24 protein-coding genes are annotated in these 26,123 nt (G+C 64.5%); 13 read left to right on the top strand and 11 right to left on the bottom strand.

The genetic code is table 11. The features are described 5' to 3' along the window. Nucleotides 1–59 precede the first annotated feature (59 nt). Nucleotides 60–3,671, top strand: coding sequence for a bifunctional proline dehydrogenase/L-glutamate gamma-semialdehyde dehydrogenase PutA (gene putA, locus NKJ28_RS11335; RefSeq protein ID WP_352635565.1), 3,612 nt, complete (start codon nucleotides 60–62; stop codon nucleotides 3,669–3,671). A 69-nt stretch (nucleotides 3,672–3,740) separates the two neighbouring features. Here the strand turns inward: putA and NKJ28_RS11330 are convergent, their stop codons facing one another. Genes NKJ28_RS11330 through NKJ28_RS11320 form a run of 3 tightly spaced genes read right to left on the bottom strand, consistent with a single transcriptional unit; the run spans nucleotide 3,741 to nucleotide 7,710 of the window. Then, a complete protein-coding gene (locus tag NKJ28_RS11330) occupies nucleotides 3,741–5,024 on the bottom strand; it encodes an energy transducer TonB family protein (RefSeq protein ID WP_352635563.1) in 1,284 nt (427 codons plus the stop codon). A gap of 35 nt (nucleotides 5,025–5,059) precedes the next feature. Next, entirely contained in the window at nucleotides 5,060–5,494 is a 435-nt protein-coding gene (locus NKJ28_RS11325; protein WP_502898237.1) for a hypothetical protein, read from the bottom strand. Nucleotides 5,495–5,496: 2 nt separating this feature from the next. Continuing rightward, on the bottom strand, nucleotides 5,497–7,710 hold the full coding sequence (locus tag NKJ28_RS11320) for a TonB-dependent hemoglobin/transferrin/lactoferrin family receptor (protein WP_502898238.1): 2,214 nt from the start codon (nucleotides 7,708–7,710) through the stop codon (nucleotides 5,497–5,499). Nucleotides 7,711–7,911: 201 nt separating this feature from the next. Here NKJ28_RS11320 and hemP point away from each other — a divergent pair, with 201 nt between their 5' ends. From hemP to NKJ28_RS11295, 5 genes are read left to right on the top strand one after another with little or no spacing between them, the layout of a single operon-like run. Continuing rightward, nucleotides 7,912–8,118, top strand: a complete 207-nt coding sequence (hemP, locus tag NKJ28_RS11315; protein ID WP_352451949.1) for a hemin uptake protein HemP — start codon at nucleotides 7,912–7,914, stop codon at nucleotides 8,116–8,118. A gap of 9 nt (nucleotides 8,119–8,127) precedes the next feature. Then, nucleotides 8,128–9,186, top strand: coding sequence for a hemin-degrading factor (locus NKJ28_RS11310; protein WP_352635559.1), 1,059 nt, complete (start codon nucleotides 8,128–8,130; stop codon nucleotides 9,184–9,186). An 11-nt stretch (nucleotides 9,187–9,197) separates the two neighbouring features. Further along, complete coding sequence (locus tag NKJ28_RS11305) at nucleotides 9,198–10,106, top strand: heme/hemin ABC transporter substrate-binding protein (protein ID WP_352587793.1); 909 nt, start codon at nucleotides 9,198–9,200, stop codon at nucleotides 10,104–10,106. Between the two features lie 5 nt (nucleotides 10,107–10,111). Next, nucleotides 10,112–11,215 carry a FecCD family ABC transporter permease gene (locus NKJ28_RS11300; RefSeq protein WP_352635557.1) on the top strand — a complete coding sequence of 368 codons (1,104 nt, stop codon included), beginning with the start codon at nucleotides 10,112–10,114 and terminating at the stop codon, nucleotides 11,213–11,215. Between the two features lie 10 nt (nucleotides 11,216–11,225). Continuing rightward, on the top strand, nucleotides 11,226–12,014 hold the full coding sequence (locus tag NKJ28_RS11295) for a heme ABC transporter ATP-binding protein (protein WP_352635555.1): 789 nt from the start codon (nucleotides 11,226–11,228) through the stop codon (nucleotides 12,012–12,014). 156 nt (nucleotides 12,015–12,170) lie between these two features. Here NKJ28_RS11295 and rirA read toward each other — a convergent pair whose 3' ends face one another. After that, nucleotides 12,171–12,632 (bottom strand): iron-responsive transcriptional regulator RirA, encoded by a 462-nt coding sequence (rirA, locus tag NKJ28_RS11290; protein WP_023676431.1) that lies wholly within the window; start codon nucleotides 12,630–12,632, stop codon nucleotides 12,171–12,173. 191 nt (nucleotides 12,633–12,823) lie between these two features. Here rirA and NKJ28_RS11285 point away from each other — a divergent pair, with 191 nt between their 5' ends. The 3 genes from NKJ28_RS11285 (at nucleotide 12,824) to NKJ28_RS11275 (ending at nucleotide 15,277) form a co-directional block, all read left to right on the top strand. Next, nucleotides 12,824–14,128, top strand: a complete 1,305-nt coding sequence (locus NKJ28_RS11285) for a DUF445 domain-containing protein (RefSeq protein WP_352454554.1) — start codon at nucleotides 12,824–12,826, stop codon at nucleotides 14,126–14,128. 84 nt (nucleotides 14,129–14,212) lie between these two features. After that, nucleotides 14,213–14,641, top strand: a complete 429-nt coding sequence (locus NKJ28_RS11280) for a phasin family protein (protein WP_023676429.1) — start codon at nucleotides 14,213–14,215, stop codon at nucleotides 14,639–14,641. 138 nt (nucleotides 14,642–14,779) lie between these two features. Continuing rightward, nucleotides 14,780–15,277, top strand: a complete 498-nt coding sequence (locus NKJ28_RS11275) for a MaoC family dehydratase (RefSeq protein WP_023676428.1) — start codon at nucleotides 14,780–14,782, stop codon at nucleotides 15,275–15,277. A 39-nt stretch (nucleotides 15,278–15,316) separates the two neighbouring features. On the opposite strand, the gene NKJ28_RS11270 is transcribed toward NKJ28_RS11275, so the two are convergent. Then, the gene (locus NKJ28_RS11270) at nucleotides 15,317–16,720 is read right to left on the bottom strand and encodes an aminotransferase-like domain-containing protein (protein WP_352517638.1); all 1,404 of its coding nucleotides are present in this window, start codon (nucleotides 16,718–16,720) and stop codon (nucleotides 15,317–15,319) included. Nucleotides 16,721–16,824: 104 nt separating this feature from the next. On the opposite strand from NKJ28_RS11270, the gene NKJ28_RS11265 reads away from it, so the two are divergent. After that, on the top strand, nucleotides 16,825–17,733 hold the full coding sequence (locus NKJ28_RS11265) for a DMT family transporter (protein WP_023676426.1): 909 nt from the start codon (nucleotides 16,825–16,827) through the stop codon (nucleotides 17,731–17,733). Between the two features lie 42 nt (nucleotides 17,734–17,775). Here NKJ28_RS11265 and NKJ28_RS11260 read toward each other — a convergent pair whose 3' ends face one another. Then, nucleotides 17,776–19,224: an MFS transporter gene (locus NKJ28_RS11260; RefSeq protein WP_023676425.1), complete on the bottom strand. Its 1,449-nt coding sequence runs from the start codon at nucleotides 19,222–19,224 to the stop codon at nucleotides 17,776–17,778. Between the two features lie 139 nt (nucleotides 19,225–19,363). On the opposite strand from NKJ28_RS11260, the gene NKJ28_RS11255 reads away from it, so the two are divergent. Beyond that, nucleotides 19,364–20,257, top strand: a complete 894-nt coding sequence (locus tag NKJ28_RS11255; protein WP_023676424.1) for a LysR family transcriptional regulator — start codon at nucleotides 19,364–19,366, stop codon at nucleotides 20,255–20,257. Between the two features lie 19 nt (nucleotides 20,258–20,276). Here the strand turns inward: NKJ28_RS11255 and NKJ28_RS11250 are convergent, their stop codons facing one another. The 3 genes from NKJ28_RS11250 to NKJ28_RS11240 are packed head-to-tail and all read right to left on the bottom strand — an operon-like array spanning nucleotide 20,277 to nucleotide 22,709. Next, the gene (locus tag NKJ28_RS11250) at nucleotides 20,277–21,317 is read right to left on the bottom strand and encodes a zinc-dependent alcohol dehydrogenase family protein (RefSeq protein WP_352635552.1); all 1,041 of its coding nucleotides are present in this window, start codon (nucleotides 21,315–21,317) and stop codon (nucleotides 20,277–20,279) included. Nucleotides 21,318–21,351: 34 nt separating this feature from the next. Continuing rightward, nucleotides 21,352–22,002 (bottom strand): maleylacetoacetate isomerase, encoded by a 651-nt coding sequence (gene maiA, locus NKJ28_RS11245; RefSeq protein ID WP_023676422.1) that lies wholly within the window; start codon nucleotides 22,000–22,002, stop codon nucleotides 21,352–21,354. Continuing rightward, nucleotides 21,999–22,709, bottom strand: a complete 711-nt coding sequence (locus tag NKJ28_RS11240) for a fumarylacetoacetate hydrolase family protein (protein WP_023676421.1) — start codon at nucleotides 22,707–22,709, stop codon at nucleotides 21,999–22,001. The genes maiA and NKJ28_RS11240 overlap by 4 nt, the downstream gene beginning before the upstream one ends. Nucleotides 22,710–23,082: 373 nt before the next feature. Between NKJ28_RS11240 and NKJ28_RS11235 the strand changes: the two genes are divergently transcribed. After that, nucleotides 23,083–24,105 carry an acyltransferase family protein gene (locus NKJ28_RS11235; protein ID WP_352568886.1) on the top strand — a complete coding sequence of 341 codons (1,023 nt, stop codon included), beginning with the start codon at nucleotides 23,083–23,085 and terminating at the stop codon, nucleotides 24,103–24,105. Nucleotides 24,106–24,124: 19 nt separating this feature from the next. On the opposite strand, the gene NKJ28_RS11230 is transcribed toward NKJ28_RS11235, so the two are convergent. Both NKJ28_RS11230 and NKJ28_RS11225 read right to left on the bottom strand, forming a co-directional pair. Further along, nucleotides 24,125–24,613 (bottom strand): GNAT family N-acetyltransferase, encoded by a 489-nt coding sequence (locus NKJ28_RS11230; RefSeq protein WP_023676419.1) that lies wholly within the window; start codon nucleotides 24,611–24,613, stop codon nucleotides 24,125–24,127. Between the two features lie 32 nt (nucleotides 24,614–24,645). Then, nucleotides 24,646–25,410, bottom strand: a complete 765-nt coding sequence (locus NKJ28_RS11225; RefSeq protein ID WP_352635549.1) for a copper homeostasis protein CutC — start codon at nucleotides 25,408–25,410, stop codon at nucleotides 24,646–24,648. Between the two features lie 242 nt (nucleotides 25,411–25,652). Here NKJ28_RS11225 and NKJ28_RS11220 point away from each other — a divergent pair, with 242 nt between their 5' ends. Next, nucleotides 25,653–26,108 carry a carboxymuconolactone decarboxylase family protein gene (locus NKJ28_RS11220; protein WP_023720025.1) on the top strand — a complete coding sequence of 152 codons (456 nt, stop codon included), beginning with the start codon at nucleotides 25,653–25,655 and terminating at the stop codon, nucleotides 26,106–26,108. Nucleotides 26,109–26,123 lie beyond the last annotated feature (15 nt).

Here is a 26,123-nt window from a genome sequence, read left to right as displayed (position 1 = left end):
GCGCCATTCGGTCCGGTGACCGCCGGCCCGCTCCCTTATGCTCGCTCTACAGGACCGCCATGCCAGCGCTCGACACCATCCGCCAGCAGATCCGCGCCAATTATTTGCCCGACGAAGACCAGGCCGTGAAGCGGCTGGCCGAGGCGGCCGGGCTGTCCGCGCAAGACCGCAAGGCGATCTCGGCCCGCGCCGCCGATCTAGTGCGGGCGGTGCGCGGCTCGTCCGATCCGCGGCTGATGGAGGTCTTCCTGTCCGCCTATGGCCTCTCGACCAAGGAGGGCGTGGCGCTGATGTGCCTGGCCGAGGCGCTGCTGCGCGTGCCCGACACCGAGACGATGGACGACCTCATCGCCGATAAGATCGCGCCGCACGACTGGTCGGCGCATTCGGGCGGCTCGAGCTCGATCTTCATCAATGCGTCGACCTGGGCGCTGATGCTGACCGGCCGCGTGCTCGACGAAGGCGAGGGCGGCATCGAAGGCACGCTGCGCGCCATGGTGCGCCGGCTCGGCGAGCCGGTCATCCGCAAGGCGGTTGCGGCGGCGATGCGCGAGATGGGCGAGCAGTTCGTGCTCGGCCGCGCCATTGCCGAGGCGGTCAGGCGCGGCCGGCCGATGACGCAGAAGGGCTATCTCTATTCTTTCGACATGCTGGGCGAGGCGGCCCGCACCGAGGCCGACGCGCTGCGCTACCTCAAGGCCTATGCCGATGCCATCTCTTCGCTCGATGCCGGCGCCAACGGCCCCGACATCCGCCAGAACCACGGCATCTCGGTCAAGCTTTCGGCGCTGCATCCGCGCTATGAAGTCACGCAGAAGGAAAAGATGCTGCCCGTCATGGCCGAGCGGCTGCTGTCGCTGGCGCTGGCGGCGCGCCATTCGCGCATGGGCCTCAACATCGACGCCGAGGAGGCCGACCGCCTCGACCTGTCGCTCGACGTCATCGAACGGGTACTGGCCGAGCCGGAGCTTGCCGGCTGGAACGGCTTTGGCGTCGTCGTCCAGGCCTACGGTCCGCGCGCGGCCTTCACCATCGACTGGCTCTATGCGCTGGCGAAGAAATACGATCGCACCATCATGGTGCGGCTGGTCAAGGGCGCTTATTGGGACACCGAGATCAAGCGGGCTCAGACGCTCGGGCTCGACGGCTATCCGGTTTTTACCCGCAAAGCCAACACCGACGTCTCCTACCTGGCCTGCGCGAAGAAGCTTTTGTCGATGACCGACCGCATCTATCCGCAATTCGCCACCCACAACGCCCACACCGTCGCCGCGATTCTGTCGATGACGACGGAGCGCGATACATTCGAGTTCCAGCGGCTGCATGGCATGGGCGAGGCGCTGCATGAGACGGTGCGGCGGACCGAAGGCACGCGCTGCCGCATCTATGCGCCGGTCGGCGCGCATTCCGACCTGCTCGCCTATCTGGTCCGCCGGCTGCTGGAGAACGGCGCCAATTCCTCCTTTGTCCACCAGCTCACCGACGAGGAAGTCGAGCCCGAGGATATTGCTCGCGACCCGCTCGAAACCGTCGAGAAACAGGGTCCCGCCGCCAATCCGGCTATCCCCCGCCCGCCGGCGATCTTCGGTGCGGCCCGCCGCAATTCCAAGGGCTTCGATATCACCGACACGCCGACGCTGGCGGCGATCGACAAGGCCAGGGCCGAGTTCGCCGGGCCGGAGCGCTGGCACGCCAAGCCGGTCAGCCGCGCCGCCGGCTACGGCAAGCAGCGTCCGGTGGTCAATCCGGCAAAACCTTCCGAAGTGGTCGGCACGGTGAGCGAGGCCGGCGCCAAGCAGGTCGAGACCGCGGTACGCATTGCGGTGGAGGCACAACCGGCATGGGCAAGACGCCCGGTCGCCGAGCGCGCTGCCATCCTCAACCGGGCGGCCGATCTCTACGAGGCGAACGCCGTCGAGTTCTTTGCGCTCGCCGCCCGCGAAGCCGGCAAGTCGCTCGCCGACGGCGTTGCCGAGGTGCGCGAGGCGGTCGATTTCCTGCGCTACTATGCGGCCGAGGCCGCCAATGCCGAGGCGGGCACCGAGGCGCGCGGCGCCATCGCCTGCATCTCGCCGTGGAATTTTCCGCTCGCCATCTTCACCGGCCAGATTGCAGCGGCACTCGTCACCGGCAATTCGGTGATCGCCAAGCCAGCCGAACAGACGCCGCTGATCGCCTTCCGCGCTGTCCAGCTGCTGCGCGAGGCCGGCGTGCCGGAAGACATCATCCAGCTTCTGCCCGGCGACGGCCCCACGGTCGGCGGCCCGCTGACCGCCGATCCGCGCATTGCCGGCGTCTGCTTCACCGGCTCGACCGAGGTCGCCAAGCTGATCGAAAAGCAGCTAGCCGACACCGCCGCGCCCGACGCCATGCTGATTGCCGAGACCGGCGGCCTCAACGCCATGATTGTCGATTCCACAGCACTTCCCGAACAGGCGGTGCGCGATATCCTGGCCTCCGCCTTCCAGAGCGCCGGCCAGCGCTGCTCGGCATTGCGCATTCTCTACGTGCAGAAGGACGTCGAGAAGAAGATGCTTGAGATGCTGAAAGGCGCGATGGAAGCGCTCAGCCTCGGCGACCCGTGGCGGATATCGACCGATGTCGGCCCGGTCATCGATGACGAGGCGCAAGCGTCGATCCGTGACTATTGCACCAAAATGGGCCTGCAGGGCCGGCTGATCGCCAAGCTCGAAGCGCCGAAGGACGGCCGCTTCGTTGCGCCGCACGTCTTTCGAGTCAAGGGCATCGAGGAGTTGGAGCGCGAGGTGTTCGGGCCGGTGCTGCATGTCGCCACCTTCGATGCCGACGAGATCGATGCGGTGATCGCTGCGATCAACCGCAAAGGCTATGGCCTGACCTTTGGCCTGCACACCCGCATCGAAGGCCGCGCCCAGCATTTCGTCGATGGCATCCATGCCGGCAACATCTACGTCAACCGCAACCAGATCGGCGCCGTCGTCGGCGCGCAGCCGTTCGGCGGCGAGGGCCTTTCCGGCACCGGGCCGAAGGCCGGCGGGCCACATTATCTCCGGCGCTTCCGCAAGGGGCCGGAAGCCGGCACCCATCTTGCCGAAGGCCGCAAGGTGACGGCGACCGAGCTCGCCGACAATCTGCCGGACCCGGCCTTTGGCGGCTGGTCGACGCGGCCGGATCGCGTCGCCATCCTGAGGAAACATCTGCGCGGCAAGGGTGCCGCGGCTATCGGCACTGCCGCCGGCATCGATTTCGGCCAGGTCGACCTGCCCGGGCCGACCGGCGAGGCCAACACGCTGTCGCTGTCGCCGCGCGGGCGCGTGCTGTGTCTGGGTCCCGACGCGGATACGCTGCTTGCGCAGACGATCCAGGCGCTGGCCGCCGGCAATGCCGTGCTCGCCGTCGCACCCGGCGCGCCGGCGGCGCTATCAGCGCTGACCGGCAAGGGCCTGCCGCTGGCGGCGATCGACGGCCGGCCGGACCCGGTCGAAGCGCGCTCGCTGCGGGTCGATGTCGTGGCCTTTTCCGGCACGCCCGAGGCCGCGCGCATCGTGCGCAAGGTCATCGCCGAGCGCGCCGGCCCGATCGTGCCGCTGATCAGCGAAGTCTATTATCCGGCCGCCTACGCCCACGAGCGCGCAGTCTGCGTCGACACCACGGCGGCGGGCGGCAATGCCAGCCTGCTGGCCGCGGCCTGAGGGTTTCGCCAGGGCTCGCGTGTCGCGGGCAGGGCGGCGCCAACTTTGGTGCCGGCATGGGGACGGTCGCTACCTGATACCGAGCGGCACCTCGAACTGCCAGGCCGAGCGACCGGCTCCTTCCGGAATAGGGGGAAACGGAGAAGCCCGGCGGACTGCGTCGAGTGCGGCCTTGTCCAGCGCGGCAACACCCGAACTGCCCGTCAGCCTGGCCGACCGGACGCTGCCGTTCGAGCCGACGGTAAAGGCAACCGTAGCTGTGCCGGTGGCGCGCGTGCGTGTCGAATTGAAGGCCCGCACCAGTTTTGACCTGATCTTGCCGGGATAGTTCGTGACGGCTGCATTGCCGATGCCTGATTTGCCGCCCCTGCTGGCGGTCAGGATCTTGCCGTCCTTCCTGGCGTCGGCCATGCCGCGCGCGACATCCGTTTCGTCACGGCCGCCGGAGCCGGCTTTTTTCTTCTTGGTGTCGGCTTTGGCCGCAGCCTTGCCCGCCTTCTTGCGCAGGGCCGGCTTTTCAGGCTCGTTTGGTTCGACCTTCCCGGCCGGCTTGCTCTTTGCGGTTGCCTTCTTCGGCTGCCTGGGCTCAGGCTTGTCCGGCCTCGGTTCTTCCGCCGCGACGACGGTCTCGGCCGTCTCAACCGTTTCGGCCGGCGCCGGGTCGGCTGGTGCCGTCTCGGCAGGCTCGGCCGTTTCGACCGCACCGACTGGCGGCGGCACGGCATTGTCGTCGGCGGGGACCAGCCTGTCTGTCGCAAGAATGTCGGGCGACGGGTCCTGGCGCGCCGGCTGGACAGGTTGCGCAGGCTCGGTCCGGTCGGCAACGGCAGCGGTTTCCGTGGCGGCCTCGTTGACCGGCTCAACCACTTCTTTGTCCGATGTCTCCGCCGGATCGGTGACCGGCTGGAGCGTCTCTTCCGCCGCGGCCGCCTGCGCCTCGACCGTTTCGACCGGCTTGGCGTCGAGCATGGTCACCATCGTCACGTTGGCCACTTCCGGATCGTCTCCGACATCGCCGGCCGCCTGCTGCGGGTCGGCGCCGAGCAGCATTTCGCCTTGCTGGTCGGCACCTTCGATGCTTGGCCGGTCGTCTGGCAGCGTGAGGAAGGCCAGCGCCACCGCCACGTGGAATGCGCAAGAGCAGGCGATCGCCACCGTCCAGTTGCGGCGCCGCCGCGTCTGTCGTGCCTGCCGCAATGGCTCCACAGGTACCGCAGTCAAGTCGCCGTCGACATCGGCGATGTAACTGTCTTCCGGCCTGTCGCGCGGCGAAACACGCAGCGCCCCGCGCGGGATGGCGAAATCCGGATCGTCCGGCTCCGGCGGCAGGAAACCGGCTAGTGGCCACGCCACGGTGTTTCGCGCGAATGCGGGTTCCAGTCCCAAATTCAGACCCCGAAGGCGATGCCGGTCCTGGTCTGCGTCTTCAGCCCGCGCATGCAGGCATTCGGCTCGGCGCCGGCGCATTCCGTGGCGCTGTTGATCAACACGCGGCTGATCTTGCCGCAATCGGTGCCGGCAAGGTCGAAACGCGTCACCTTGGTCTTGCCTGCCGGCAGCTCCTTGAAATCGAGCACGGTCAGCCGGTCGACGACGCCGGCCTCGTTGAACAGCGCGATCTCGAACGCCGCCTTGGAAAGACCGGCGCCGAGATTGTTGGTGACCACGAAGGTCAGGCGGCAGCCCTTGTCGGAAGGCTGCGCGCCGTTGAGCTCGAGGATCAGCGCCGGTGCTTGCTGTTGTGTCCACGCCGGAGCCGCGACAAGCGACATAGCCAGCGCCGCGGCGAACAGACGAAGGGATGCTGTCACGGCTTGCCTCATCGTCAGCCTCCAAACCTCATGGTCGCTGCCAGCTTCAGGGTGACGCCGGGCTCGTAGACGACACTCGTTGTCGATGCGTTCAGCGGGTTGGCGTATTTGACATCGAACAGATTGTCGGCGCGGAAATCGACCTCGAAATTGTCGGTCGCCTGGTAGCTGGCGAAGGCATTGACCAGCGTATAGTCCTTGGCCACCGGGTTGCCCTGCGGCTTGCCGTTGTATTGCACCTCGCCACCGATGGTCAGCCTGTCCTCGAGGAAGCGAAAGCCGAGTTGCCCGGTGATCTGTGAGGAGGGGACGGTGACAAGGTCCGCCCGTTCGCCTTCATAGGAAATCGTGTGGCCGTCGGTGAACGACGCCGAAAGCCCGGCAAAGCCCCAGGCGGCATCATAGACGCCCTCCATCTCGAAGCCGTGAATCTTGGCCTTGGCGAAATTCTGATACTGGAAGCAGATCGGTATGCCCGGACCGAACGGGCAGCCGCTGGTCGGGTCGAACGGCGATAGCGTTACGCCATCGATGTAATCGTCAACATTGTTGTTGAAATAGGCCGCCTTCAGCCGCAGCGCGTCATCAGCCTCGATGACGCCGTTGGTGCTGTAATTGACGCCAAACTCCACCGTCTTGCCGGTTTCGGGCTTGAGATTGGGATTGGGGAGGAACGGGAAGCTGACGCCGGCTGGATGGTTGCCGCTGATCAGGGTCTCCGACAGCGACGGAGAACGATAGCCTTCAGCGTAGGTGCCGTAAAATTGCAGCCCGGAAAGGTTGGCGCTCTCGAAGGGCGAAATGCCCACTGTGATGCGTGGCGACAGCCGGTCGCCAGAGGTTTCGCCGACATCACTGTGGAGCTTGTAGCTGTCGTAACGAAGCCCGGCGATGACCTCGAGCCAGTCCCAGGTGAGCTTGTCCTGAACGTAAGCGCCGGAGACGTTCCTGTTGCCCGAGGGCGTATAGAAGCTGTCGCCGCCCGCCGTGCCGCCTGTCTCGACATCGTCGCCAACCCAGTCGCCGCCATAGGTCAGCTCATGCGCGATTCCAACGGTCTCGAATCTCGACGTGTTCCAAATGTCGATGCCGGAGGTGCCGATGTCGAACGTCGATTTCGAACCCGCCGGCAAAACCACGGGCAGACCGGTGACCGGATCAAACCGGTTTTGCGCCACAAGGGTCGTCAGATCGAGCTTGGTCTTGTTGTAGGACGCGTTGATGTGGAGGTCGAGCCAGCTCTTGTCTTCGTCGGTGATGTTGTAGCGGGCCGTGAAGGTATTCGCCTTCAGGTCGGCGTCGTTCACCGGCGCGCTGCCGCTGGTCTCGGTCCATCCGTCGTTCGAGCCGATCCAGCCCAGCTTCAGCTCGCTGTTTTCGCTGGGGCGGATGGTCGTCTTGAGGAGGCCGCTCAAGACGTCGAAGCCGGTGCCCGCTACAGTGTCGCCGCCGCCATGCTTGTAGTCGTCATAGTCGCGGTAGACGATATTGCCGAGCACGTCCCAGTTCTCGTTGATCCGATAGGCGCCGGTGGCGCTGGTGGTCCAGCCTTTGCCGTTGGTTTCGTAGCGCCCAGTTGCGGATACCGCCCAGGTCTCGTCCGGCTTGAGGAAATCCTGCGCATCCTTGGTGTCGAAAAATACGACGCCGCCGATCGCCCCGGAGCCATAGGTGTTGGCGACCGGGCCGCGGATCACATCGACGGATTTGATCAATTCGGGATCGATGTAGAAGGTCGATTGCGTACCGTGATCCGAGCGCTGGAAATTCTGGCGGGCACCGTCGACGATGACGGAGACGCGGCCGAAATCCTGCAGGCCGCGGATGTTGATGCTGGAACTGACACGCCTTGCGTCGGCCTGGACGGCGACACCCGGCACACCGAACAGCATTTCGTTGGGCGTCGTCGCCATGCGGCGCTCGAGCTGTTCCTCGTCGACATGGCTGGCTGAAGCAAGCGACTCGATCGCCGTCTCGCCGGTACGGCTGAGGATCAGGATCTTGTCGAGCAGTGTGGTACCCGCCGGGGCCGGCTTTACCTTTTCGGGCTGTTGAGACGGGTCAGTCTGCTGCTGGTCGGCTGCCGGTTGGGCGGCCTGCTGGGCGCCGGCCGGTGTTGCGAGCAGCGGGATCGCCGCCGCGCCGGCCAGCAACGCGGCCATTTTGCTTGTCATAGAACAATGTGTCAGGCCGCTGCCCGCCAGCCGTCCCCAATTCGCCAACCCCATGCTGCAACTCCAAGAATCCATGTTCGATGCTGGCTGGCTTGGGGCTCGCTGGCATTTTTCATCGCGTCCGGCGTCTTAAATGTTGACTCATTTACTCCGGTATTGCACTGCTAGATAACATGATTATTCGAGTCAAGAATTGAATCGGCATTTCACGCAGGCGCCGAGCCAGATGCCAGGCACAGGAAAGGGATCGAACCCATGAACACGCACAATCCCAGCGACTTTCGCTATCGCGTCCGCCGTTCCGACGAAAATTCCGTCCGTTTCGACCGGGTCCAATCGGCCGTGAGAACGCTGTCCAGCAACACGCTGTTCCAGGGGGAGCACGAGATCGGCATCGAGCATCATGGTGCGCTGTACCGGCTGAAGATCACCCGGCAGGGCAAGCTCATCCTCAACAAGTAGGTGGTAGAAATGGACCAGCGCGTAAAACCCGCCCCACACGAGATCCGGCGGGCACGGGCAGACAATCCGAAAATGCGCGAGCGCGACCTCGCCGCCCAGCTCGGTATTTCGGAGGCCGAACTGGTCGCCGCGCATTGCGGCGACGGCGTCGTGCGCGTCGAGCCGCGTGTCAACGACCTTTTGACTGGCCTCGAAGCTGTCGGTGAGGTGATGGCGCTGACCCGCAACGAAAGCGCGGTGCACGAGAAGATCGGCGTCTACGACAAGGTCGTCACCGGCAATCACAATGCCATGGTGCTCGGTGAGAATATCGACCTGCGCATTTTCCCAAAAGTCTGGGCGCACGGCTTTGCCGTGGAAAAGCGCGATGGCGCCGACATCCGCCGCAGCCTGCAGTTCTTCGATACCGCAGGCGAGGCGGTACACAAGGTGCATCTCAGGCCAGCCTCCAACCTTTACGCCTATCAGAAACTGGTGGCCGGGCTGGAATCGCCGAACCAGGAGCCGCCGGTGGCGATTTCAGCGGGCACGGCCGACGAGACCGAGACTGCGGACAACCCGGCGAGCATCGACGATCTGCGCGACCGCTGGAGCCAGCTGACCGACGTGCATCAGTTCTTCGGCATGCTGAAGACACTGAAGATCAGCCGCCGACAGGCGGTGCGCATGGTCGGCCAGGACTACGCCTGGCTGGTCGACAAGGATGCGGTGAACGCCATGCTCAACCACGCCGCTGCTGGCGCCATGCCGATCATGTGCTTTGTCGGCAATCGCGGCTGCATCCAGATCCATTCCGGCCCCGTCGCCTCGATCAAGCCGATGGGACCATGGCTCAACGTGCTCGACGAGACCTTCCATCTGCACCTGCGGACCGACCACATCGATGAGGTCTGGGCCGTGCGCAAGCCGACCAAGGACGGCTATGTCACGTCGCTCGAAGTCTATGGCGCCGACGGCAAGATGATCATCCAGTTCTTCGGTAAGCGGCATGAAGGCGAAAGCGAGCGCGAAGACTGGCGCTTTCTGGCCGAAAACCTGCCGCGTATCCCAAGCCCGACCGCAGCTTGAGGAAAACGACGATGGTTCTTTTCTCCAGGCTGGCATCGGTCTCCAGGTCGGCGCTTGGTCCTGTGGCCGCTGTTTTCCTGGCCTTCGCCGCGCTGATGACGGCTCAAGCCGCCGAGGGCATCGCGACTTTCGCCGATCGCTCGAGGATCGTGGCTATTGGCGGCTCGATCACCGAGATCGTCTACGCGCTCGGTGAACAGGATCGTCTTGTCGCGCGCGATTCGACCAGCCGCTATCCGCAAGCGGCGGCGGAACTGCCTGATGTCGGCTACATGCGCCAGCTGTCGCCGGAGGGTGTGCTGTCGGTCAATCCGTCGGGCATATTGGCCCTGCACGGCAGCGGACCGAAGGAAGCCGTCGACGTCTTGAAGAAATCAAGCATCCCGTTCATCGAGGTGACCGAGCGCTATGATAATCAAGGCATTCTCGAAAAGATCCACATCGTCGGCAAGGCGCTCGGCACCGAGGCCAAGGCCGATGCGCTGGCGGTCCAGATCGATGCCAGGCTGAAGGCAGCCGAAAAGCAGACCGCCTCGATCAAGGATCGCAAGCGCATCCTGTTCGTGCTGTCGATGCAGGGCGGCAAGCTGCTTGCCGCCGGCAGCGACACCGCCGCCGACGGCATCATCAAGCTTTCGGGCGGCATCAACGCCGTCGACGGCATTGCCGGCTACAAGCAATTGTCGGACGAGGCAGTCATCACCGCCAGGCCCGACGTGATCCTGATGATGAACAATGCCGGACCGGCCACCGCGGATGACGAATTGTTTTCGAACCCTGCCGTGGCTTCGACGCCGGCGGGTGCCGCCCGCAAGCTGATCCGCATGGACGGCGGCTATCTGCTCGGCTTCGGCCCGCGCACGGCCGACGCCATCCACGACCTCGCCGTCTCGCTCTATGGCGGCCAGGTCACGGATTGAGCGCGATGGCCGATCATTCGATCGCCGGTGCGGCGGGCATCATGGCGACGGCAGCCGAGGGTGACCGTTCGCGGCGCGCCCGCCTCGTCGTCGTGCTGCTCTGCGTCGGGCTGGCTATCGCCGTGCTGTTGTCGCTGACCTCCGGCGCATCCGATGCCTCGGCCATCGGCGTCATGCATGACTGGCTGTTCGGCGCGTTGCCCGGCGACGCGGCGTTGAGCGCCCGCGACCACCTGATCATCCATGACATCCGTCTGCCGCGCATCATTATGGGCGTGCTGATCGGCGCATCGCTTGCCGTCTCCGGTGCCGTCATGCAGGGGCTGTTCCGCAATCCGCTGGCCGACCCCGGCCTGATCGGCGTTTCGGCCGGATCGAGCCTCGGTGCGGTCGCCGTCATCGTGCTTGGCTCGACCATGCTGGCGCCGCTGACTTCGGCGCTCGGCACGATGGCTTTGCCGCTGGCTGCGTTCTGCGGCGGGCTGGCGACGACATTGCTGCTCTATAAGGTCGCGACACGGCAAGGCCGGACCTCGGTCGCCACCATGCTGCTCGCCGGCATCGCGCTGGCGGCGCTTGCCATGGCGCTGACCGGCATCCTGATCTTCATGGCCGACGACCGGCAATTGCGCGACCTGACCTTTTGGCAGCTCGGCTCGCTGGGCGGCGCAACCTGGCAGAAGATCGGCTCGGTCGGGCCGGTCATCGTGCTGGCGCTGGCGGCAATGCCGTTCCTGGCGCGCGGCCTCAACGCGCTGGCGCTCGGCGAGGCCACGGCCGGCCATCTCGGCATTCCGGTGCAGCGGCTGAAATACACCGCGATTGTCGGCGTCTCGGCAGCGGTCGGCGCATCGGTCGCCGTCAGCGGCGGCATCGGTTTCGTCGGCATCGTCGTGCCGCATCTGCTGCGTCTGCTGATCGGCCCCGATAACCGTTATTTGCTGCCGGCATCGGCGCTGCTTGGTGCGGCGCTGCTGCTGTTGGCCGACGCCGTCGCCCGCACCATCGTCGCCCCAGCCGAATTGCCGATCGGCATCGTCACCGCGGTCGCCGGCGCACCGTTCTTCCTGTGGATCCTGCTGCGCAAGCGCGGCGTCATCGACCTGTGAAAGTTTGCCTATGATCGAAGCGCGGGATGTCTCGGTGGCGATCGGCGGCAAGGGCATTGTCGCCAATGTCGATTTCGAGGCGCGGCCCGGCGAAATCGCGGCCATCGTCGGCCCCAACGGTTCGGGCAAGACGACCTTCCTCCGAGCACTGTCCGGCGATCTTGGCTATTCGGGAGAGGTCACCGTCAACGGCCGCAATCTATCGGCGATGAAGCCGGTCGAGGCGGCGACGGTGCGCGCGGTGCTGCCGCAGGCGACGACGCTGTCGTTTCCGTTCACCGTGCGCGAGATCGTCAGGCTGGGCCTGGTCGGCGGGCGCTCCGGCGCGCTGTCCGGCGAGGACCAGCGCCTGCCCGAACGGGCGCTGGCTCGCGTCGACCTCGACGGTTTTGCCGGCCGCTTCTACCAGGAGCTGTCCGGCGGCGAGCAGCAGCGCGTGCAGCTTGCCCGCGTTCTGTGCCAGGTGTGGGAGCCGGTGCTCGACGGCAAGCCGCGCTATTTGTTCCTCGATGAGCCGGTGTCCAGCCTCGACATCAAACACCAGCTGATCATCATGGACATCGCGTGCGATTTCGCCAGACGCGGCGGCGGCGTGGTCGCCATCCTGCACGACCTCAATTTGACGGCGATGTATGCCGACCGGATTTTCGTCATGCATCGCGGCAGGCTCGCCGCTACAGGTTCGCCGCAACAGGTGCTCAGCGACGAGCTGATCGAAAAGGTCTTCGATTGCCGGCTGAAGGTCGGTGTGTTGCCGGCCGCAAACATGCCGTTCGTATTGCCGCAGTCGGTCTGTTGATATCCAGGTGATGCCGGCCCGCAAATGGCGGTTTCCTGCGCTTCCGGTACTCACGTACCCAAACGTACGCTCCGTTCCGGTTCTCGGAACCCACCATTTTCGGCTCGGCCTGACCTGAATCTCAACAGACCTCACCAACTGAGATGCGACCAGAAATCAGGCGGCCGGCGCCCTTTGCACCAGCATGTCGATGCCGAGCAGGTGCCGCACATTCGGGCGCGCCGCCACCAGATCGGCGATCGTGTAGCGCGACAGCACGGCGAAGAAGGCGTTGAGCGCTTCGCGCAATGCCGAATTCAGCGCGCAGCTATCGACCAGCGGACATTCGGCGGCGTCGTTCTCGAAGCACTCGGCCATGGCAAAGCTTTCCTCCGTTACCCGCACGACATCGAACAGGCTGATTGATTCGGCCGCGCGGCCGAGCCTGACGCCGCCATTCCTGCCGCGCACCGTTTCGATCAGGCCGTTTTCGACCAGCGGCTGCAGGATCTTGAACAGGAAAAGTTCCGATACCGAATAGGCGGCGGCGATCTCGGGGATGCGGCTCAACCGCTCGGTGTTGGCGGCGCAATACATCAGAATGCGCATGGCGTAGTTGGTCTGACGGGTAAGCCGCATTGTGTCCTCACATAACAGTGGTTGGCGTCAATATGGCCTATAGTTTGGAACAATTCCAGACTGGCGCTGCATAATAGATGAATTCCGGCGTCAAGTTTGCGTGCACGATTGCGCGCACCGGAACCAGCGGCGCGCTTTCTGGGGCAGGCGACACTAGATAAGTTCGCATACACGATCAGGAGCGGCCCATCATGTCACGACCAGCCCCGGCATTTGCATCCGTCGCGTCCGTCCGGTTCGACGCCGATGCCGACGCCAAGCTTTCGGCGCTCAGGCGCACCAAGTTCGTTGCCGCCGCAGCGCTTGCGTTTTGCGTGCTGGTCTTTGCGGTGGCGAAATCGCTCGAGAGCCGGCATGCGTGGTTGGGCTTCGTCGCCGCTTTCGCCGAGGCGGCGACGATCGGCGGCCTGGCGGACTGGTATGCGGTGGTGGCGCTGTTTCGGCGGCCGCTTGGCCTGCCGATCCCGCATACGGCCATCATCCCGGAAAACCAGAATCGCATCGCCGACAATCTCGGCCGCTTCATCGAGGTGAATTTCCTGGCGCCGGAACCGGTGCGCGAAAAGCTCGCCGAGGTCGACTTTTCCGCGCTGGTCGCGGACTGGCTGGCCGACCCGAACCGCGCCGCCGATTTGTCGCGCTTCGTCGGCCGGCTGGTGCCGCAGACGCTGGCGGCGGTCGAGCAATCCGGACTGCGCGGCTTCGTCACCAGCCGTATGCTGGAGCAGATCGAAAAGGTGCCGCTGGCGCCGCTCGCCGCCGAGCTGCTGTCGGCGCTGACTGACGATCGCCGCCACCAGAAATTATTCGACGAGTTCACCAAGGTGGTCGGCCGCTTCCTGAGCGACGAGCAGGCGCTGGCGACGATGCGCGAGAAGATCCGCGAGGAACTGCCGTCGCTGTTCAACCTGTTTCGCGCCGACGCCTATCTGTTGAAGAAGATCATTGCGTCGGCCGGCTCGCTGCTCGATGAGGTGCGGGCCGATCCGCACCATCCGATGCGAGCCGAATTCGACCTTTTCGTCGAAACCTTCGTCGAGCGGTTGAGGACATCCAAACAATATGCCAGGCGCGCTGAAAAGCTGAAGCGCGATTTCCTTGCCCGGCCAGAGCTCAGCGCGCTGGCCGGCGATATGTGGGACAGCCTGCGGCTGTTCATCGAACAGGACGCCAAGGCGCCGAATTCGATGATCCGCGACCATCTCGCCACCATGTTCGTCGAGGTCGGCCGCCATCTTGCCGACGACGCGCAGATCAGGGCCGACATGAACCAGGGGTTCATCGTGGCGCTGGCGTCCTTCGTCGAAAGCCAGAAGAGCGGCGTGTCGAAGTTCATCGCCGACCAGGTCAAGCGCTGGGACCTCGCGCAACTGACAAGGCTTATCGAAATGAACATCGGCAAGGACCTGCAATATATCCGCTTCAACGGCATGATCATCGGTGGCCTTGCCGGGCTCGTGCTCTACACTGCCGAACGGCTGTTTCTTGTCGGCTGACTCGTCCGAATGGACCGCTGAGCTTCGCTGCACTATCTTCCGTGCAGTGGCGGCGTTCACGGCAACAAGGGGGAGAGAACCAGCATGGCAAAACGACCGGAGTCCGAGTCCTTCATCGACATGTTCGGCAAGTTCGGCCGCGACCTGAAGCTGCCGAATGTCGACGTCGAGGCGATCCTCGCCCACCACGCCAAGAACCTGGAAGCGCTGGAGAAGTCGGCACGGGCGAGCGCCGCTGGAGCCTCGGCGCTGTTGTCAAGGCAACGCGAGATGCTGCAGGACACGCTGCGCGAAATCACCGACATGGCACAAAGCTACAGAGCGCCCGGCAATCCGCAGGAAATGATGCAGAAGCAGGCGGCGTTCGCCAGGAAATCCTTCGAGACCGCGCTGAAGAATGCCGGCGAGATGGCCGAACTGGCGAGGGCGTCCGGCACCGAATCGATCGAAATCCTGCGCAGCCGCATCAAGGAGGCGATGGAGGAGATCCGCGCCGGCCACGACAAGAGGTAGCTGTTCCCCGGCAGCACACTTGCCGGCGGCGAAGACTGGCGGTTCGCGGGCCGAAGATTATGCGCTGGAATCGCATTGGCGAATTGACAGGGGCGGCCCGTCGTGGTCCGGAACAGGCAAGCGATCGGGAAAGCAGGAATGACGCAGATACGGCCGAGGACGCCGCCGACCTTCGAGCAACTCAGGGCGATGGCCGGGCAGGAGTTGGGCGTTTCGGACTGGACGCTGGTCGATCAGCACCGCATCGACCAGTTTGCCGAATGCACGGGCGATCATCAATGGATCCATGTCGATCCCGAGCGGGCGAAGCGGCAAAGCCCGTTCCGCACCACGATCGCGCATGGCTATCTGACCCTGTCGATCATCGGCGCGCTGGCGCTCGAGATGGGGATCGTACCCGAAAACACGCAGGCCGCGTTCAACTACGGTTTCGACAAAGTGCGCTTCGTGGCGCCGGTCAGGGTCGGCTCGCGTATCAGGCTGCGCACCACGCTGTTGTCGATGGAAGACAAAGGTCCGGGGCAATATCTAATGAAGGCCGCCAATACGGTCGAGATCGAAGGCGAGCAGAGGCCGGCGCTGACCGCCGAGACGCTCGTCATGCTTTATGCACGCCGCAAGCGGGCAGGGGCCTGAGAGCACAGCCTCAGGCCAGCAGGGTTCCGGCAGCGCGAATCAACGCGACATCGCCTGTTCAAGCGCCCTGAAAATCCGGTCATCTCCGGACTGCGCGACGTTGAAGCGCATGAAACGGCTGGCCGACCGGGACAGGCTGAACGCATTGCCGGGCGCAAGCACGACGTTGGCCGACAAAGCGTGACGGGCGACGTCCGCGGCATCTATTCCCTCCGGCAGCCTGCACCATAAAAACATGCCGGCCGGCTGATCTATCCACGGCACGATGCTGATTGCCCTGAGCCGGGTGCCGGTTTCTTCCATGGCGCGCGAGAGCCGCGCGCGCAGCAGATCGACGTGCTTGCGATAGAGGCCGTCCTTCAGCAGCGTCAGCACCAGTTCGGATGCAAGTCGCCCGCTGCCAAAGGACGTGGCGATCTTGAGATCGGTCAATCCTTCCATCCAGTCGCGAGGAGCGGCGATGAAGCCGCAGCGCACCGATGCCGACAGCGTCTTGGAAAAGCTTCCGATATGGATGACCCTGCTGAGGCCGTCGAAGGCCGCCAGCCTGGGCGCGGACGTGTGTTCGAAATCGGCGAAGATATCGTCCTCGATGATCGTCAGCCCCGACTGGTCGGCGAGCTTCAGCACCCGATGGGCAACGACCGGGGACAATATCGCGCCGGTCGGATTATGGAGCGCCGAATTGGTGATGTAGAGGCGCGGCCGGTGCTCGTTCAGCGCCTGCGCGAACAGTTCGATGTCCGGCCCCGAGCGCGTGTAGGGGACGCTGATCACCTTGGCCCGATGGGCGCGCAACAGGGCATGGAAGTTGAAATAGCAGGGATCGTCGACCAACACCGTGTCACCCGGTTCGAGCAGGAACCGGCACAGCAGGTCGATCGCCTGAGTGCCCGATTCCGTCAGCATGATCTGGTCCGGGGAGGCTTCGATGCCGTGCTCGGCCATGCGCCGCGCCAGCAGATGGCGTAGCGCCGGCAAGCCGAGCGGCGTGCCGTAGTCGGTCAGCGCGGCGTCGTCGGCGCGGGCCGTCGTCCGCAGTGCCCGGCGCAATCCAGCCTCGGGCATCCATGTTGCCGGCAGCCAGCCGCAACCCGGTTTCAGGACGCCGTCGCCGGCTTCCAGCGATTGGCGCGAGACCCAGAGCGGGTCGACGGCACGGTCAAGCCTGGGGCCGATCTCGGCCAGCGACAACGGAGCCAACGGTCCGGCGGCATAGAAACCCGAGCCCGGCCGCGAGCGGATCATGCCTTCCGCCGCAAGACGCTCATAGGCTTCGACCACGGTGGATTTGGAAACCTGCATGGCCTTCGCAAACGCCCGGATCGAAGGCAGCCGCGTTCCCGGCGTCAGGCTGCGCGCGGCGATCCTGTGCCTGATCGTCACCATGACGCTTTCGACAAGCGTCCGGCTGCCTTCATCAGTTGTCGTCTGCTCATCCATCCGTACTGCTCGCCCTACCATGACGGTTTTGTCAAACTGTACCTGATTGTCTCTGGCGGAGCCAGACGCCCGGCCCGATAGAGGGCGAAATCAGCGGGGCATCGATGGACAAGGCGGCGAGTAGTTGGGCGGCGAGTAGTTGGGCGGCGAGTGGTTGGGCGGCGAGTGGCTGGGTCAACGGGTTCATAGGCGTGCTGATCTTCAGCGGTTCGCTTCCGGCGACGCGCGTGGCGGTGATGGATTTCGATCCGGTGTTCGTAACGGTCGCCCGTGCGGCTTCGGCGGGCATCCTCGGCCTGGCGCTGCTGCTCGTTTTTCGTCAGAAGCGCCCGGAGCGGCGAGATCTGTTCCCGCTGGCGATCGTGGCGCTTGGCGTCGTGGTCGGTTTTCCCCTGCTGACGGCGCTGGCGCTCAAGCACATCACGTCGGCTCACTCCATCATTTTCGTCGGCCTGTTGCCGTTGGCGACCGCGATCTTCGGTGTGGTTCGAGGCGGCGATCGCCCGAAGCCGGCGTTCTGGCTGTTCTCGTGCCTCGGCAGCGCCCTTGTCGCCGGTTTCGCAGTCACGCAAGGCCTGTCGGTCTCGCCGCTCGGCGACATCTTGATGCTGGCCGCCATCATCGTGTGCGGATTGGGCTATGCCGAAGGAGCGGCGCTGTCGCGCAAACTCGGCGGTTGGCAGGTGATTTCGTGGGCGCTGGTGCTGTCGCTGCCCCTCATGCTGGCGCTGACGTTCATCACCATGCCGCCGTCGCTCGAAAGTGCCGGCAGGGGCGCATGGATTGGTCTGGCCTATGTCTCGCTGTTCAGCATGCTGATCGGTTTCGTGTTCTGGTATCGCGGCCTGGCGCAAGGCGGCATCGCCGCGGTCGGGCAGTTGCAACTGCTGCAGCCCTTCTTCGGCCTGGGGCTGGCGGCAGCGCTGCTGCATGAGCAGGTCAGTCCCGCCATGATCGCCGTCACCGCCGCCGTCGTGCTTTGCGTCGTCGGTGCCAAGAGATATGCGAGATAGGTGCGCCGGCTGCCGGAGTTGCATGCGAACCGGGTGGAATCCTCAAGGATGCTTGGCAACGATATCAGTTCGCCCGGCAGTGGCGCGGGCTGAAAATACCGCAAGGATCAGCGCCATCAGCACCAGGCCCGTCGCCACCTGGAAGGTGACCTGCATCCCTCGTGCCGCTGCCGCAGGTGCCAACACTGCCAAGCCAGTGCCTTCCCCAGCCGATGCGAAGGCAAACACTGCGCCCATCACGGACGCACCGGTGATCAGGCCGAGATTGCGCGACAGATTGAGCAGGCCGGAGACGACGCCGCGCTGGTCGGATGCGACGCCCGTCATCACGGCCGAATTGTTGGAGGTCTGAAACAGGCTGTAGCCGGTGCAGACGATGATGATCGGCACGACATAGCCGGCAATACCGAATTCCGCCCGCGACAGAGCAAAGGTGCCAATAGCGAGATCGAACAGGCCGACGATCATGATCCGGTTCGCCCCGAAACGATCGACCAGGCGTCCGGCCGGCAGCGCCGCCAATGCGGTAACCAGAGGGCCGGTCGACAGAACCAGCCCGACCATGGCTGCGTCCAGCCCGAGCGCGCGCGACAGATAGAATGGTGCGACCACCAGTGTCGCCATCATCACCGTGGCGACGATCAGGTTCATGGCGAGGCTTGCGTTCAACGCCTGGTCGCGGAACCTCGCAGGTTGGATCAAAGGGTTCTGGACCCTTGTCTGCGCAATGACAAACAGCAGGCCAGCCACGGTTGCGGCAATCAGCAAGCCGACATTGAGAGAACCAAAACTGCCACGCCCAAGGGTCATGGCGAGCGCATAGGCGGCTAGCGTCAGCGCGAGCAAAGCCGTGCCGATCCCGTCGAAACCGCGCCGACCTGGCGTCTTTTTTCCGGCCGACAGGAAGCGCCAGGCAAGCGCAAAGGCCAGCACCCCCAACGGCAGATTGATGAGGAAGATCGCGCGCCAGCCGAGGCCGGCAATCAACAGTCCGCCAAGCGAGGGGCCAAGCGTGGTGCCGATCGCCGACATGGCGCCGAGCAGGCCCATGACGCTGCCGGTTTTATCCCGGGGAACCGCGTCGGCGACAAAGGCCAGCGTCAGAGCCATCATAATGGCCGCGCCGAGCCCCTGTGCCGCCCGTGCGGCGATCAGCAGCCAGAGCGTCGGCGCGAGCCCGCAAAGCACCGATGCGAAGGTGAACAGGGCAATGCCGCCGAGCAATAGCGGGCGGCGGCCGAATATATCGGCGAGCCGCCCGGCGCTTACGATCAAGGTGGTGATGGCGAGCAGATAGGCCAGGACGACCCATTGCACGAGCTGGAACGATGCGTCGAACGCCTGCATCAGCGATGGCAGCCCGACGCTGGCGATGCTGGTGGCGAGCGACGACAGCAGCGTTGAAAGCGACAGGCTTGCCAATGCCCATCGGGTCGAGCGTGCGCTCACCGGGGCAACTTCGTCCCAGGTCTTTTCAGCGGTCGATGCCAAGGTGAACTCCTTTGCCGGCAGCCCCCAATCGGAGCTGTCGGACGCTATTCCCTCGCATGATGTGGCGGAAGGCGCAGTATTTGCATCTTATTCGTGCATGAAACGCCACATCGCGGCCGAGCTGTGCTACGGTCCTTCCATGTCGTCGCCAGATCTCAATCTGCTTGTCGCCCTCGATGTGCTGCTGACCGAGGGCAGTGTGGCGCGCGCGGCCGGGCGGCTGCGCCTCAGTCCCTCGGCGATGAGCCGGACGTTGGCGCGGTTGCGCCAGGCGACAGGCGACCCATTGTTGGTCCGGGCCGGCCGTGGCCTGGTTGCGACGCCGCGCGCGCTCGAATTGCAGCAACAGGTAGGCCGAGTCGTTCAGGATGCGGAAGCGCTGCTGCGCCCGGCCAAGCTCCTCGACCTCTCTGCTCTCGACAAGGTCTTCACGCTGCGCGCCAACGAAAGTTTCGTCGAGGAGTTCGCACCGCGTCTTCTGACCCGTGTCGAAGCGGATGCACCTGGCGTGCGGCTGCGTTTTGCGCCGAAATCCGACAAGAACGACATGTCGTTGCGTGACGCGGCGGTTGATCTCGAAATCGGGGTTGCCAGTGAAACGAGCCCCGAAATGCGCATTCAGGCGCTGTTTCGCGACCGCTTCATCGGTGCGGTGCGAACGGGTCACAGGCTGGGCGAGGGCCCAATGACGCCGGAACGCTATGCGGCCGGCCGCCACATCAGCGTTTCGCGGCGTGGCCGCGAAAAGGGCCCGATCGACGAGGCCTTGAAACTGCTCGGTCTCCAGCGGACGATCGTGTGCATGGTTTCCAGCTTCTCGGCCACGCTCGCCATGGCGCGCGCCTCCGATCTGATCGCCAGCGTCCCCGAACGGCACACGCTGGGCGCGCGCACGGGCATGTACAGCTTCCCGTTGCCGGTCGATATCGAGGAGGTCACCATTTCGATGCTGTGGCATCCGCGACTCGATGCCGATCCGGCACAACGCTGGCTGCGAGCCTGCGTGCGGGAGGTCTGCGCGTCGTTTCGCTGATCCAGACTCAGGGCGTGATCTAGAATCTGGTCACCACGCCGATGCCTATGCCTTCGAAGCCGCCCATCGCCATCAATGCGGCCGGCGCCTCTTCGAGGCTGATCTTCTTGCCGACCAGCAGTTCGGGTTTCAGCTTGCCGGTGCGGATCATCTCCATCATCGCCTGGTAGCGGAAGGCCTGCATGCCGTGGCTGCCGCGGATTTCGAGCTCGAATGCGATCACCTTGTCCATCGGTATCTGCGGCCTGGCATGGTCGCCGAGCATCAGGCCGACCTGCACGTGGCGGCCGCGGCGGCGCAGGTTTGCGATCGAGTTGAACGAGGTACTGGGGTGGCCGAGCGCGTCCATCGACATGTGCGCGCCGCCATTGGTGATCTGCTTGACCGCCTTGACCACGTTCGGCGTCTTTGCCGCGTTGATCGTCGCCACCGCGCCGATCTTTTTGGCAAAGTCCAGCTTCTCGTCGGTGAGGTCGATGGCGACGACATTGGCGCCCATGGCGCTGGCGATCATGATCGCCGACAGGCCGACGCCGCCGCAGCCGTGCACCGCCACCCATTCGCCGGGCGTCACCCGGCCCTGGTCGACGATGGCGCGGAACGAGGTGACGAACCTGCAGCCGAGGCTGGCGGCGGTGGCGAATTCCATCTCATCGGGCAAGCGCACGAGATTGGTGTCGGCAGGGTCGATGGCGACATATTCGGCGAACGAACCCCAGGCAGTGAAGCCGGGCTGGAATTGGTGCTCGCACACCTGGTGATTGCCCGAGGTGCATTCGAAGCAGCGGCCGCAGCCGACGGCAAACGGCACGGTGACGCGCTCGCCGCCCTTCCAGCGGGTCACCTGGTTGCCTGCGGAGACCACGACGCCGGCCAGTTCGTGGCCCGGCACATGCGGCAGGCGGATGCCGTCGTCGTGGCCCATCCAGCCATGCCAGTCGCTGCGGCAGAGGCCGGTCGCCTCCACCTTGATGACGACGCCTTCCGGTGCCGGCTCCGGATCGGGAACGGTCTGGATCGTTGGCGTTTCGCCGAACTTTTCGAAGACGACGGCTTTCATCGGCAGTTCCTCATCACTTCATGCAATTTGCGGTCTATTCGGCATCGATCTGGTTCTCAGGCGCGGCCTTCTGGAACGCCGGCAGCGCCATGCAGGCGGCATTGATGCGCGAGATCGTCGGGTAGGGCGTCATGTCGACGCCGAAGCGGGCATTGCTGGTGACCTGTGCGACCAGGCAGATGTCGGCCAGCCCCGGCGTGTCGCCATGGCAGAATGTCTTGGTCTCGGGCGAGGAAGCCAGAATCTTTTCAAGCGGCTGGAAGCCTTCGTTGACCCAGTGCCGGAACCAGTTGACGACATCCTGGTCGCCGGCGCCGAACAGTGTGCGCAGCGAGGTCAGCACGCGCAGATTGTTCACCGGATGGATGTCGCAGGCGATCATCTGCGCCAGCATCCTGACGCGGGCGCGGCCAGGCGCATCCTTGGGCAGCAGCGGCGGCTCAGGCGTGGTCTCGTCGAAATATTCGATGATCGCCAGCGATTGCGTCAGCAGCGTGCCGTCGTCCAGGACCAGTGCCGGCACCAGCCCTTGCGGATTGACCGCGAGGTAGGCGGGTTCGAGATGCTCGCCGTGGCGCAAATGATGCGGCACGTAGTCGTAGGACAGGCCCTTCATCTCCAGCGCGATCCGCACCCGGTAAGAGGTCGAGGAGCGGTAGTAGTTATGGAGGACGATGTCGCTCATCGGATCGGTTGGCCGATGGTCAGTTCGATTTCGCCGATGCCGTCGACGCCACCGGTGATCTTTTCGCCCGGCCCGACGGCGCCGACGCCAGCCGGTGTTCCGGTGAAGATCAGGTCGCCGGGCTTAAGCTCTAGCGCCTCGCTGCAAATCGAGACGATGTCGGGAACCGGCCAGATCAGTTCGGCAAGGTCGCCGTCCTGCCTGATCTCGCCGTCGACCGCGAGCCAGATGCAGCCCTTTTCGGGATGACCGGATTTTTGCGCCGGGACCAGCGGGCCGCAGGGCGCTGAACGGTCGAAGGCTTTCGACCAGTCCCACGGCCTTGCCGCCTTTTTCGCCTCGTCCTGAAGGTCGCGGCGAGTCAGGTCGACGCCGACGCCGTAGCCCCAGACATGGTCCAGCGCGCGCTCGCGCGGGATGCGAAAGCCGGCTCTGCCGATCGCGACGACCAGCTCGATTTCGTGATGCAGGTTTTGGGTCAGTGGCGGGTAGGGGATCGTGGTGCCCGAACCGACCACCGAGTCGACCACTGCGTCGCCTGGTTTGGTGAAGAAGAAGGGAGGGTCGCGCTCGTCATTGCCGAGCTCGCGGGCATGGGCTGCGTAGTTGCGGCCAACGCAGAAGATCCGGCGCACCGCAAAACGCTCCGGCGAGCCGGCCACGGCCACCGACGGGGTTGCGGGCAAGGGAAGGACGAAGCCGGTCATGCACTGTCTCTGTTCAGTGGATATGTCGCTGGCACATTCGACCGATTTGGCCGGTCGGGCAAGGCATTGCATCGCGCAAAGGCTAGGCCTGCCGCGTTGCGTCGCGGAAATCGCCGGTACATTTTGCTCTGCCGGCCAAGATGGCAATGTACTATTTGGGAACAAGCCGGCCACGGCGCGAAGCGCCTGCCGCCAACGCCTGAGACTGTCGACCGTTGGTTTCGGGGAACGGACATGACAGCCCCTTTCGGTCCGTCCCCCTACTTCGGGCGTGTCGTTATCTCGCACTTGCACAAAGCTCTGGTGCGCTGCAATATAGCTGGAGGAATGCGGCCTCCAGCCCACCTTTCGCAGGTTCAATGAAGGGACCGGCATGACGGACATCTCCGCGACGCGTCTTGTCGTGTCCAGGCCTGTGGCCGATAGCTCGGCAAGAACCAGGCTTGCCTATCTCGACGGCTGGCGCGGCCTGTCGATCGCGCTGGTGCTGATCGGCCATTTCTTCCCCGTTCCCGGCATCAATCTCGGCGTCCTGGGCGTCGAATTCTTCTTCGTGCTCAGCGGCCGGCTGATGGCCGAGATCCTGTTTGTCGAATACTATCCGCTGAAGAAATTCTTCAAGCGCCGGTTCTCCCGCATCTACCCGGCACTGCTGATTTTTGTCGTCGCCGCGATGGTTGCCTTGTCCGGCACATTCATCGCCTTCAAGTCGAAGGCGGCGCTGACGGCGCTGACGTTCACCTACAACTATGCCGGAATTCTCGTCACCCGCGCCGGCGCGCTCGACCATATCTGGTCGCTCTGCGTCGAAGAGCACGCCTATATCATCCTGGCGCTGATCAGCGTCGTCGTCTCGGGGCGGTCCCGGGTCATCATGTTGCTCGGTGCATTGTCGGTGCTGGCCATGGCAAACGGCGCCATCTCCTACTGGGTGCTCGCAATAGGCTACGAGGGCACCTATTGGCGCACCGACGTGCACATCGCCTCGATCCTGCTGTCGGCGGTGATATGCCTGCTCAAGGCCGACGACAGGCTGCCGGCGCTGCTCAAGGGGCCGCATGTCGCCCTGGCGGCCTCAGTAGTGGCTGTGCTCCTTTTCATGGCTGCCGTGCCAACCCCGATCCACTATCTGCTCGCGGTGCCGCTGCTGGCGCTCGCCGTCAATTCGCTCGACTTCAGCAGCCGGTATCTGACCGGGTTTCTATCGTCCCTGCCGATGACGATGCTGGGGCTGTGGTCGTATTCGCTCTATCTTTGGCAGCAGCCTTTTTATCAATTCGTCGACATAAAAGGCAGTTCGCCGTGGTTGATGCTGGCGGCGGCGTTCGCTTGCGCGCTGTGCAGCTACTACATCATCGAAAAGCCGGCCCGCTCCTGGCTGAACCGCAATTGGTAGGGCGAACGGCGCCCGCCGTTCAGCCGGCGATCCGTCTTGCATAATACCGCACGGCTTTCCTGCCGCCGTGGATTACCGCGTCGCCCACTTCCGCAAAGCCGAGTGCGGCATGGAAGGCGTCCGAAGCCGGATTGGGTGGCTCGGCATTGACTTCGCAGGTGACGATCGCCTGGCCCGCGCGTGACGCCTGCTCGAACAGATCCTCATACAGCCGGCGGGCATGGCCGCGGCCGCGCGCTTTGGCGCCGACCACGACGCGGTCGACGTAGACGAACCGCGGATAGCGCTCGCGAAACCACAGGAAGTTGGGGCTGTCGTAGCTCGCGTCCTGGTCGAAGGTCATGATGAAGGCTTCGAGTGCACCGATGCGGCGCGTGTAAAACGCTTCGCCGAGCAGGAAGGACAGGCGCTCAGGTTCGAGCCATGATAATTCCGCAGCGTGCTCGTTGTTGAGCGCGAGGATGGCGGGCTCATCCTGCGGCGAAACCCGTTCGATCGGCAAACGCATTTCGATCATGTTTTTTCTTCGATCTTCCAGGATCATGTCCGGGCAGCGGCGATGGTCGCCGCCACCAGCGCCTCGTCGGTCACGGTGTTGCGGTATTCGCGGTCGAGGTCGGTGCCGCCCATGCCGACTTTCGGGTTGCGGTAGCGCATGGCACTCGGCACGTCCTTGAGCGCGGCGAAGTGCATTTCGCTCAACCCGGTTTTCCTCCGCACCTTGCTGATGTTCTCGGGATCAAGCCCGCCGCAGCCGAGGATGATGATGCGGTCGCCGGCCTGCCTGACAAGCTCGGCGAGCAGGTCCGCGCCTTCCAGTGCCGTGTCGCGCTGGCCGCTGGTCAGCACGCGGCCGACCTTGCAGCGGATCAGCGCTTCCAGCGCCTCGGTCGGGTCGCGGGTCATGTCGAAGGCGCGGTGGCAGGTGACGTTCAAGCGTCCCGCCGCCTTAACCAATTCGCTCATGCGCTGTTCGTCGATAGTGACGTCGGCAGCGAGGCAACCGACGACGACACCGGCGACGCCGAGCTCGGCAAGCGCGCCGACATCGGCGAGCATCGAACGATATTCGGCTTCGCCATACAGAAAATCGCCGCCGCGCGGCCGCACGATGACGTGGAACGGGATCGTCGCCAGCTCGAGCGCGGCGCGCACCGTGCCGAAGCTCGGCGTGATGCCGCCCTCGATCAGGCTGGCACAGAGCTCGACACGGTCGGCGCCTGCGGCTTGCGCGGCCAGCAGGCCGTCTATGCCTTCGACGCAGATCTCGATCAACGGGAGGCGAGGGCGTTCGGTCTCGGTCATGGGCGATCCGTCGATGATTTCAGCTGGCCAGCGGTAGCATCGGGCATGGTGCGATGAAAGCCGGAAGTGTTGGCTCAACACGCGACAGGGCGGCCGGCGGTGCTCCAATTTTGCCGCTTGACACATCCATAACCGTTCAGCTATATGTCGATTCATAGCTAGCGAGTTATTGATTGATTAACAGCACAGCCGGCCGAAAGCTGAAATGTGTGGCCGGCAAAAACACGCCTAAGGAGACCACCATGCAAGCACGATTGAAAAACCCGGTGATGCTCATTCCCGGCGCCTTGCAGGCGTTGCTCGCGCTGGACAAGTCGACGGAGACGGCCGACCTGTCCTATGTGACGCGCAAGCTCGTCCATTTACGCGCCAGCCAGATCAATGGATGCAGCGTGTGTATCGATATGCATGCGCGCGAATTGAAGAAGGCCGGCGAAAAGGACGAGCGCGTCTTCACCGTGTCAGCCTGGCGCGAAACACCTTACTTCACCGACGCCGAACGCGCCGCACTGGCGCTGACCGAGGCGGCAACCCGGTTGGCCGACCGGCCGGATCCGGTGCCGGATGCAGTCTGGGACGAGGCCGCCCGGCACTATGACGAAAAGGCGCTTGCCGCCCTGGTCGTCCAGATTGCCCTGATCAACGCATTCAACCGGCTCAACGCAACCACCAGGCAGATGGTCGGCGCCTGGGGCTGAACGGGGCCGGGTTCT

Source organism: Mesorhizobium sp. M0145, from assembly GCF_040322355.1.
Classification (GTDB): domain Bacteria; phylum Pseudomonadota; class Alphaproteobacteria; order Rhizobiales; family Rhizobiaceae; genus Mesorhizobium.
The sequence above is the reverse complement of the archived record's forward strand: the minus strand, read 5'-3'. Positions and strand labels throughout refer to the sequence as shown.